The organism is Pinirhizobacter sp., assembly GCF_035317885.1.
Taxonomy (GTDB): domain Bacteria; phylum Pseudomonadota; class Gammaproteobacteria; order Xanthomonadales; family Rhodanobacteraceae; genus Pinirhizobacter.
Genome location: NZ_DATHFX010000114.1, coordinates 1 through 9,903 on the forward strand (window position 1 = coordinate 1; position 9,903 = coordinate 9,903).

Sequence of the window (9,903 nt, forward strand, 5' to 3'; positions counted from 1 at the left end):
GCTTCTTCAAAGCACCTGGTGCGTATTGCGCTTCGGCCCCAGCTCCACGATGTACATCGCACCGAGCATCAGGCCGCCGCCCACCACGGTGCGCCAACCCAGCACATCCACCCCGAGCATGATGGCGAAGCCGGCGGCGAACACCGGCTCGAGCGTCATCACGATGGCGGCGCGGGTGGAAGTCATGTGTGCTTGCGCCCAGGTCTGCACCAGCATGGCCAGCGCCCCGGCGGCCAGCGCCATGTACAGCACCGACACCCAGGCTGATGCATCCGGCGGCATCGACGGCCCGCGCGGCAATGTGGCCAGCAGGCACACCACCGCGATCGCCACCATCTGCACGGCGGCCATGCCGAAGGCTTCGCCCTTTCGCGACCAGCGGCCGAGGCCGAGGATGTGCAGGCCGTAGAGGGCCGCTGAGGCAAGCGTCAGCAACACCCCGACGTCGAGCTCGAAGCCGTGCAGCGCCAGCAGGCCCAGGCCAACCGTCGCCACGGCCACGGCGATCCACGTCGCCGGCGGCGTGCGTTCCTTGAGCAACACCCAGCCCAACAGCGGGGTAAACACCACGTACATCCCGGTGGCGAAGCCGCTGACGCTCGGACTTATCCGCGCCAGGCCCCAGGTCTGCAGCAGCTGCGCCACGCCGTATAGCGCACCCAGCGCCAGCGCACGCCACAGTTGCCCGCGATCCATGCGCAGCACGGGACGGGCGAACATCACCACCATCACCACCGCGGCGATGACGAAGCGCACGGCAAGGAAGTCGGGCACGCTCATGCGTCCGACCACGCCCTTGATCAGCGCGAAGGTGGTACCCCAAACGGCGGTAACCAGCAGCAGGCCCAGTGTCGGCGCCAGCGCGCCTGCAGGCTTGTCGCTCACCGGCGCCGGCGGCGCAGCCACAGCCACGGCGCCATCACCACGAAATGCGTCCAGATCGCCAGCCAGACGAAACCGGACAGTACGGGGCTGCGGGAAAGCGCATCGTGCTGGCGGAACCAGCGCCACATGCCGCGGTGCTTGAAGCGGCTGACGAACACCGGCCGGTGCCGGCTGGAGCCGCCCTTGCCATGCTGCACATGCAGGTCGCCGGCCAGGATCACCCGGTAGCCCACATCGCGCAGACGGCGGCAGAGATCGAGGTCTTCAAAGTGGAGGAAATAGCCCTCGTCGAAGCCCGACACCCGCTGGTACACCGCGCGCGGGAACAACATCAAGGCACCGGATACGGCTTCTTCCGGCGCGGGCCTGTCAGGCATCGGACCGGGCACGGCCACACCCCGCCCCCTGCGCCCGAGCATGGTATTGACCACGCGGGCAACGGTGGGATCGCGGCGGCGCGAGGCCGGATCGGGCCGGCCCTCCAGGTCGCAGACCACGGCGCCCACCACCCCGGTGTCGGGGTCGTTGGTGGCGATATCGACCATGCGAGGGAGATCGTCGGGCTCGAGCAGGCAATCGGGGTTGACGATGGCGATGAAACGGCCACGGGTCATCGCCGCGGCCCGGTTGGCCGCCGGGCCGAAGCCGAGGTTCGCGCGGTTGTAGACCACGCTCAGGCGCTCTTCGTTCTGGAAGGCCCTTTCCACAGCTTCCGGCTGGCCATCATCCGAACCGTTGTCGATCAGGATCAGTTCGACCTGCAGGTTGCTGGCCAGGATGCGGCGCACGCATTCGCGCAGCGATTGACCGCTGTCAGCTGACACCACCACCACGCTGCATGTGGGAATCGTCCGATTCGACAGCGAGCGCTTGAAGGTGTCGGGTTTTTCAGTGCGCCAGTCGCCGAGCTCACCCTTCGCCGGCGGCGCATTGTAGTCAATCCACCCAGGTCCGTGCATTTCGGAACATTCTCATCCACGGGGAATCTTCGCCCCATTTTTCGGGGTGCCAGCTCATCTGCACGCTACGGAACACCCGTTCCGGATGCGGCATCAGAATGGTGACGCGGCCATCGGCTGCGGTAAAGCCCGCCAACCCGCCTGGGGAACCGTTCGGATTCAGCGGGTAAGTTTCGGTCGGTCGGCCGCGATTATCCACGAAACGCACCGCACCATGGCTTTTGCTGGGGCTGCAGACGTTGGGGAAGTACACGCGGCCTTCTCCATGGGCCACCGCCACCGGGATCCGGGAGCCGGCCATGCCCTTGAAGAAGATGCTGTCCGACTCGAGCACCTCGAGGGTGGCCAGGCGCGCTTCGTACTGCTCGGATGCATTGCGCAGGAAGAACGGCCAGTTCTGGGCACCGGGAATGATGTCCTTCAGGTGGGACATCATCTGGCAGCCATTACACACGCCCAGGGAGAAATTCCGCCCATTGGCGAAGAAGGCCTCGAACTGGTCGCGCAGCATGGTGTTGTACAGGATCGACGTGGCCCAGCCGCGGCCGGCGCCCAGGACGTCGCCGTAGGAGAACCCGCCGCAGGCCGCCATGCCGCGGAAGCCGTCCAGGGCCACACGGCCGGAGGCGAGATCGGACATGTGCACGTCGACAGCCTCGAAGCCGGCACGGTCGAAGGCCGCGGCCATCTCCACCTGGCCGTTCACGCCCTGCTCGCGCAACACCGCCACCCGCGGACGCTTGCCGAGGTTGAGGTACGCCGAGGACGTGTCCTGCGCCGGATCGAAGGTGAGCTTGGGCGAGATACCCGGATCGGCGTCGTCGCGGCGCCACTCGCTTTCCGAATCGGCGCATTGCGGGTTGTCGCGCAACCGCTGCATGGCGTAGCTGGTTTCATTCCACAGCGAGAAGAGTTCGGTCCAGTTCCACTTGAACAGCGTATCGCCGCCCAGGTACAGCTTGATGCCGAGCTTCTCCTTCGGCCGGCCGATCGGATGGCTGATCGCTGCCAGGCCATGCTTCACCAGCAGCGCTTCGAAGGCCTCGCGGTTGGCCGAGGCGACCTGCACCACCGCACCGAGCTCTTCGTTGAAGAGGGCACGCAAGGTGGCCTCGGCCCAGCCATCCAGGCGGATTTCCAGGCCACAGCGGCCGGCGAAGGCCATTTCCAGCAGGGTGACGATGGCCCCGCCGTCGGAACGGTCGTGGTAGGCCAGCAGCAGGCCGCCGCGGTTGGCTTCCTGGATGAATTCGAAGAATGCGCGAAGCTTGGCGGCGTCCTCGAGGTCGGGCGGCACGCCGCCGAGACGGTTGAACACCTGACTCAACGCCGACGCGCCCAGTCGATCGCGACCGGCTCCTAGGTCAATCAACCACAACTCGGTGTCGCCCCGGTCCATGCGCAGTTGGGGCGTGAGCACGCGGCGCGCATCGCTGACACGGGCAAACCCGGTAATGACCAGCGACACCGGTGACACCGTGCGCTGGAGAACGCCTTCATGGGTCCACTCGGTCTGCATCGACAGGGAGTCCTTGCCCACCGGAATGGCGATGTCCAGCGCCGGGCAAAGCTCCATGCCCACCGCCTTGACCGCGTCGAACAAGGCGGCATCGTCGCCGGCATGGTTCACCGCGGCCATCCAGTTCGCCGACAGGCGCACCTGGGCAAGATCGTCGATCGGCGCTGCAGCAAGGTTGGTGATCGCCTCGCCCACGGCAAGGCGCGCGGCATCGGCACTGTTGAGCAGGGCCACCGGGGCGCGCTCGGCCATGGCCATGGCTTCGCCGGTGTAGCCGTCGAAGTCCGAAAGCGTGACGGCGCAGTCGGCTACCGGCACCTGCCAGGGACCCACCATCGGATCGCGGGCATTGAGTCCGCCGACGGTGCGATCGCCGATGGTGATGAGGAAGTTCTTGCTGCCGACGGTGGGAAGCTGCAGCACGCGGCGCAAGGCTTCGTCCATGCCGATGCCCGAGAGATCGGGCACCAGGTCAATGCGCGGCTTCTTGCGCGTGGCGTCGCGGTGCATGCGCGGCGGCTTGCCGAACAGCACTTCCATCGGCAGGTCGATGGCCACCGTGCCGTCGCGCGAATCGCGCAGCAGCAACCGGCGCTCGGCCGTGGCATCGCCCACCACCGCCACGGGGCAGCGCTCGCGCGCGCACATGGCAAGGATTGCCTCGACGTCTTTCGGCTCGACGGCAAGGACGTAGCGTTCCTGCGACTCGTTGCTCCACACCTGCATCGGCGAGAGCTGCGGGTCGTCGCAGGGAATGGTGGCCAAATCAATGACACCGCCGACGCCGGCGTCGTTGAGCAACTCGGGAATCGCGTTGGACAGGCCACCGGCACCCACGTCGTGGATGCTCACGATAGGGTTGGCATCGTCCAGCGCACAGCACTGGTCGATCACCTGCTGGCAGCGGCGTTCCATCTCGGCGTTGTCGCGCTGCACCGAGGCGAAATCGAGTTCCGCGCTGGAACTGCCCGATGCCACCGACGAGGCCGCGCCACCGCCCAGGCCGATCAGCATGGCGGGGCCGCCGAGCACGATCACCTTGTTGCCGGGTTGCAGCTCATGCTTTTGCACCAGCCCCGGGCGCAGCGTGGCCAGACCGCCTGCGATCATGATCGGCTTGTCGTAGCCTCGGCGGAAACCGGGTGTGCTGCCCTCCATCTCGAAGGTGCGGAAATAGCCGCCGAGCGCGGGCCGGCCGAATTCGTTGTTGAAGGCAGCGGCGCCCAGCGGACCGTCGCGCATGATCTCAAAGGCCGACGCCATGCGTGGCGGCAACGGGCGATCGGTTTCCCACGGACGCGGCAGGCCTGGTATGCGCAGGTGCGAAACGGAGAAACCGGTGAGGCCTGCCTTCGGCTTGCCACCGCGGCCGGTAGCGCCCTCGTCGCGAATCTCGCCACCGGCGCCGGTGGCCGCGCCCGGCCAGGGGGCGATCGCCGTGGGATGGTTATGCGTCTCCACCTTGATTGCGTAGGGCATCGATTCTTCATGACGACGCCAGACGTTGTCTTTCGGATCGGCGATCAGCCGGAAGCCCGTATTGCCGGCAATGACCGCGGCGTTGTCTTTGTAGGCGGACAAGGTATGCGCGGGCGAGTGCGCATGCGTGTTGCGAATCATGGCGAACAGGGATTTTTCCTGCGGCTCGCCATCCACCGTCCACGAGGCGTTGAATACCTTGTGGCGGCAATGTTCGGAGTTCGCCTGGGCGAACATCATCAGCTCAGCGTCCGTCGGCGCACGACCAAGCTCGGCGTAGCTGGCAACCAGGTAATCGATCTCGTCGTCAGCCAGGGCCAGGCCCAGGTTGCGATTGGCCAGGGCCAGCGCGGCCTTCGGATCGGGACCAAGCTCCACGCGCCCGAGCGGACCGGGCGAGCCGGCCAGGAACAGGCTGCTGGCCAGGTCTATCGACGGCAGCACCGATTGGGTCATGGCATCGTGGAGCGCTGCCATCACCAGGGCATGGTCTGCGCGGACTGCGTCGGGCATGCCGGAGATCAGCCATCCCAGGCCGCGTTCCACCCGCTGGATGTCGAATCCGGCGCCGTGGAGGATGTCAGTGGCCTTGCTGGACCACGGCGAGATGGTGCCCAGCCGCGGCACCACCCAGAAGGTGGCAGGTTCCGGCGTGGTGTCCTTCGCTTCGAGCACCTGCAGCAGCCGGGCGCGCATCTCACCAGCCGGCGCGACGGCAGCGTCGACGAAATACACGTGCCAGGCGGCCTGGACGCGGGTGCCGTGGTGCAGGGCGTCCAGGCGGGCGTTCAGGCGTTCCAGGCGAAACGGCGAAAGGGCGCTTTGCCCGTCGAGAGCGATCATGCGAGCGGGATGGACAGGGGGAAAACCGCCATTCTACAGCATGCTGCAAGGCAGCACCGGGTGCCGTTGCCGCACCCGGCGCACGGGGACGTCACTCGCTGTCGGCCTGGCCCAGTTCCAGCGTTTTTCCCGCCTCGCGTTGGCGCAGGGCCGCCAGTAGCTGGTCGGGAGTGACATAACTGGGGATGGTGGTGCCGTCTTCGAACATGATGGTGGGCGTACCGGAGACCCCCAGCCGCTCGCCCAGGGCGAAATCGTCGGCGACCGGATTCTTGCAGCTTGCCTTGCCCACATCACCGCCCTTCATGGCGCTGTTGAAGGTGGCCTTGCGATCAGCCGCACACCACACGGCCACGGCGCGCGTGTAGGAGGGAGTGTCATTGCCCGCGGTGGTCTTGACGCCCGTGCGCGGCCAGAACAGGTATTGCACCGCGATGCCCTGCTTGTTGAATTCATCGATGTGCTTGTGCAGCTCGCGGCAATACGCGCAATCGACATCGGTGAACACGGTAACGGTGTACTTCGGCTTGGGCGGCGCGAAAACCAGCTTGTGGCTGTCGTCCACCTTCGCCAGTTCCGCGCGGCGCATGCGTGCCCAGGCGGCTTCGGTGAGGTTCTGTTTGCCGCCGATGTCGATGACGTCGCCATTCATCATGTACTTGCCATCTGCGCTGACATACACCAGGCGGCCGGAAGCCATCACCTGGTAGAAGCCCGGCATGGGCGCTGGCTCCACGCTGTCGATCTGGATATCGCGGCCGAGCGACTGCACGGCGTCGCGGACGGCTTTCTCGTTGCCATCGGCAGCGGACGCCGCGGCCACCAGGCACAGGCTGGCGGCGAGGGTGAACAGCGTTTTCTTCAACATCAAAAAACTCCAGCTTTCCGGGGCATCCCGCGCAACCGGGAGGCCGACACCCCTCGCGAACCTGGCAGCGTGCATCCTGCACGGCCCAAGGACATGCATTGTCGCACACCCTCAGTGACATTCAGCCGCGCGGGTGATGCTCGGCGTGGAGCCGTTTCAGGCCCTCGCGGGCAACCAAAGTGTAGATCTGCGTGGTGCTGAGCGCGCTATGACCCAGCAACATCTGCAGCGCACGGAGGTCCGCGCCATGGTTGAGCAGGTGCGTGGCGAACGAATGCCGCAGCACGTGGGGCGAGACGCGCCGTGCCAGGATGCCCACCGCCTGCGCATGGCGCTTTACGATGGTCCAGAACATCTGCCGCGTCATGCCCTGCCCGCGCACCGACAGGAACAGTGGATCGGGCCGCGGGCCGGGCTTCAGGTGCAACGGCCGCACCGTCGACAGATAGTGGTCGATCTGTTCCTGCGCAACCTGCCCCACCGGCACCAGGCGGTCCTTGCCGCCCTTGCCGGTGACGCGAAGGACGCCCTGCCTGGGGTTGTAGTTGCCCAGCGACAGTTCCACCAGTTCGGATACGCGCAGGCCCGAGGCGTACATCAGCTCCAGCATGGCGCGGTCGCGTTGCCCCAGCGGCGTTCCGGCATCGGGCGCACCCAGCAGGGCTTCGACTTCACGCTCGGCAAGAGCCTTGGGCAGGCCGCGCGGAGTCTTCGGGCGTTGCATCAGCAACGTGGGGTTTTCGCGCGAGGGTTCGTTGCGCGCCAGGTGGGCGTAAAAGCGGCGGAAGGAGGACTGACGGCGCGCCATGCTGCGTACCGATACCGGCTGTGAGGCGTGATAGGAGGAAAGATCCTCGCGACTGGCCGCGGCCAGGCTGCGTCCGCGCGTGGCCAGCCAGCGGGCCAGGCCTTCGAGGTCCTGGCGGTAGGCCTCGAGCGTGCGGTCGGCCAGGCCATCCTCAGACCACACGCGCTCGACGAAGGCGGCGATTGCCTGCGCATCGTCGTGGGCGATAATGGCGACCCGCTCGTCGCCGGCGATTGGCTGCTTCATGCCCTGCATGCTGTGGCCTAGCACCGCGCCCGGCAAGCCCCATGCCCCGGACTGCCCCTTGACCTTACAACCTGAGCCTGCATCCCTCGCGCGCCGTGTCGGCGCCATCGTCTACGACGCGCTGGCGGTGACGGCGATCGTGATGGTGGTGGGCCTGCTCTGCCAACTGGCCACCGCCGGGCATGTGACCGAGGGCACGCATATCGCCTGGTGGTACCAGCCGCTTCAGGGGCTGGTGGTGGCGGCGTATTTCCTGGTGTCGTGGACCCGTGGGGGCCAGACCCTGGGGATGCGGCCCTGGCGCATCCACCTGGCCACCCTCGATGGCCAGCGCGTCACACCGGCCCGCGCATTGCTGCGCCTGGCGGTGGGCGCCCTGCCCCTGTTCGGCCTGGGGCTCTTCTGGGTTGGCACGATGCGCTGGGCGCTGTGGGCGCCGGTGGTCGGCTGGGCGATATGGCTGCTTCCCGCCGCTTTCGACAAGCGTCGGCGCGCCCTGCACGATCTTGCCGCCGGGACCCTGCTTGCCCGGCTTGGGTAGACGGAAGTCCCCGCGGACCCCACACTGGGGACATGACAGTCCATGCGACGAGCGAAGCGGAGCTGATTCGCAGCAACAGCGAATTCTACGAGCCGCTGTGGCGGGATTCGAAGCTCGTGCCCCCCGAGCGATTCAATACCTGGCCGCTGGTGCAGGAGCTGGCCGCCCATGGGTCACGTCGCCTGGAGGTGGCTCCAGGCCTGCGGCCACGCCTGCCGTTGGACGGCACGCAGTTCCTGGACTTAAGCCACGCCGCGCTCAGCCAGCTGCAAAAGCATGGTGCGCGCACCACGCACGGCCTGATCGGCGCCATGCCCTTTGCCGAAGCCTCATTCGACTTCACCTGCGCCTTCGATATCGTCGAACACGTGCTCGACGATGATGCGGCCTTCGCGGAAATTGCCCGGGTCACGGCCTCCGGCGGCTACCTGTTGCTTTCCGTTCCGCTGCACGAATCGGCCTGGACCGCTTTCGATGACTTCGTCGGCCATTGCCGGCGCTATGAACCGGACGACATCGTGGCCAAGCTTGCCGCCCATGGCTTCACCGTCGAACGCAGCGCGGTCTATGGCATGCAACCGTCATCGCCCCGCCTGCTGGCATGGGGACAGCATTATCTCACCACTCAGCGAGACCGGGCCATGTGGTGGTACAACCGCGTATTCATGCCGCTAAGCCTGCGTTTTGCCGGAAAGCTCGACTTAAAACCCGGGCTGATCGACACCACGGGCGTCGATGAAATTCTTCTGGTCTGTAAAAAAATTGCTGCGTGAACGGCAGTTACGGGCAGTGGCCTGCATTTGTGGCTAGAATGCGCCACCCCCACGGGCCGTGAATCCGTCGATGCTCTACCTCCTGCACGAATGGCAACGCACGATGTTGAGTCCGCTCAACTACTGGGCGGAAGCGAGCGCACGCATGTTCGGCGATGCCGGCAGCGCGTTGTCGATGCTGCCCGGCGCGCAGCGCGCGGCAGCCGGGTGCGAGCTGATGTACCGCCTGGGCAAGGATTACGAAAAACCCGAGTTCGGCATCCACAGCGTGCGTGCGCATGGCCAGGAAGTGGCCATCGTGCAGCAGGATTCGTTGTCACGGCCATTCTGCAAGCTTCTTCGCTTCAAGCGCTTCAGCGACAAGCCTGAGGTTATCGACGCGCTGAAGGACGACCCCGTCGTACTGGTGGTGGCGCCGCTCTCCGGGCACCACGCAACGTTATTGCGCGACACGGTGCAAACACTGCTGCAGAACCACAAGGTGTACGTCACCGACTGGGTGGACGCACGCATGGTGCCGTTGGAAGAAGGCGCCTTCAGCCTCGACGACTACGTCGGTTACATCGAAGAGTTCATCCGGCACATCGGCGCGCGCCGCCTGCACGTGGTGTCGGTGTGCCAACCCACGGTACCGGTACTGGCCGCGGTGTCGCTGATGGCCGCGCGCGGCGAAGATACGCCGTTGTCGCTCACCTTGATGGGTGGCCCGATCGATGCGCGTCAAAGCCCTACCCGCGTCGACGACCTGGCCACCACGCGGCCGCTGTCGTGGTTCCGCAACCAGGTGATCCATGAAGTGCCCTGGCAATACCCGGGCGCGGGCCGCAAGGTATACCCGGGCTTCCTGCAGCACGCCGGGTTCATCGCGATGAATCCAAGCCGGCACCTGATGTCGCACTGGGATTTCTACGAAAACCTGCGCCGTGGCGACCTCGACGACGCCGACGCACACCGCAAGTTCTACGACGAATACAACGCCGTA

8 protein-coding genes are annotated in these 9,903 nt (G+C 66.3%); 3 read left to right on the forward strand and 5 right to left on the reverse strand.

The features are described from left to right. Positions 1-6: 6 nt before the first annotated feature. From VK519_RS03515 to xerD, 5 genes are all read right to left on the reverse strand, one after another. Positions 7-912, reverse strand: a complete 906-nt coding sequence (locus VK519_RS03515) for a DMT family transporter (RefSeq protein ID WP_324347726.1) — start codon at positions 910-912, stop codon at positions 7-9. Continuing rightward, complete coding sequence (locus VK519_RS03520) at positions 882-1,844, reverse strand: glycosyltransferase family 2 protein (RefSeq protein ID WP_324347728.1); 963 nt, start codon at positions 1,842-1,844, stop codon at positions 882-884. Before VK519_RS03520 ends, VK519_RS03515 begins: the two co-directional genes overlap by 31 nt. Next, a complete protein-coding gene (purL, locus tag VK519_RS03525; RefSeq protein WP_324347730.1) occupies positions 1,822-5,685 on the reverse strand; it encodes a phosphoribosylformylglycinamidine synthase in 3,864 nt (1,287 codons plus the stop codon). Before purL ends, VK519_RS03520 begins: the two co-directional genes overlap by 23 nt. Before the next feature lie 91 nt (positions 5,686-5,776). Continuing rightward, positions 5,777-6,553, reverse strand: coding sequence for a thioredoxin fold domain-containing protein (locus VK519_RS03530; RefSeq protein WP_324347732.1), 777 nt, complete (start codon positions 6,551-6,553; stop codon positions 5,777-5,779). A 121-nt stretch (positions 6,554-6,674) separates the two neighbouring features. Then, positions 6,675-7,607: a site-specific tyrosine recombinase XerD gene (gene xerD, locus VK519_RS03535; RefSeq protein ID WP_324347734.1), complete on the reverse strand. Its 933-nt coding sequence runs from the start codon at positions 7,605-7,607 to the stop codon at positions 6,675-6,677. A 58-nt stretch (positions 7,608-7,665) separates the two neighbouring features. On the opposite strand from xerD, the gene VK519_RS03540 reads away from it, so the two are divergent. The 3 genes from VK519_RS03540 to phaZ form a co-directional block, all read left to right on the forward strand. Beyond that, positions 7,666-8,148: an RDD family protein gene (locus VK519_RS03540; RefSeq protein WP_324347735.1), complete on the forward strand. Its 483-nt coding sequence runs from the start codon at positions 7,666-7,668 to the stop codon at positions 8,146-8,148. Between the two features lie 32 nt (positions 8,149-8,180). After that, positions 8,181-8,921 carry a class I SAM-dependent methyltransferase gene (locus tag VK519_RS03545; RefSeq protein WP_324347737.1) on the forward strand — a complete coding sequence of 247 codons (741 nt, stop codon included), beginning with the start codon at positions 8,181-8,183 and terminating at the stop codon, positions 8,919-8,921. A gap of 70 nt (positions 8,922-8,991) precedes the next feature. Continuing rightward, on the forward strand, positions 8,992-9,903 hold a 912-nt coding region (phaZ, locus tag VK519_RS03550), incomplete at its 3' end, for a polyhydroxyalkanoate depolymerase (protein WP_324347739.1).

Coding starts and splice junctions, on each gene's coding strand:
- xerD (WP_324347734.1), bottom strand. CDS start 7,607: ATGAAGCAGCCAATCGCCGGCGACGAGCGGGTCGCCATTATCGCCCAC.
- VK519_RS03530 (WP_324347732.1), bottom strand. CDS start 6,553: ATGTTGAAGAAAACGCTGTTCACCCTCGCCGCCAGCCTGTGCCTGGTG.
- VK519_RS03545 (WP_324347737.1), top strand. CDS start 8,181: ATGACAGTCCATGCGACGAGCGAAGCGGAGCTGATTCGCAGCAACAGC.
- purL (WP_324347730.1), bottom strand. CDS start 5,685: ATGATCGCTCTCGACGGGCAAAGCGCCCTTTCGCCGTTTCGCCTGGAA.
- VK519_RS03520 (WP_324347728.1), bottom strand. CDS start 1,844: ATGCACGGACCTGGGTGGATTGACTACAATGCGCCGCCGGCGAAGGGT.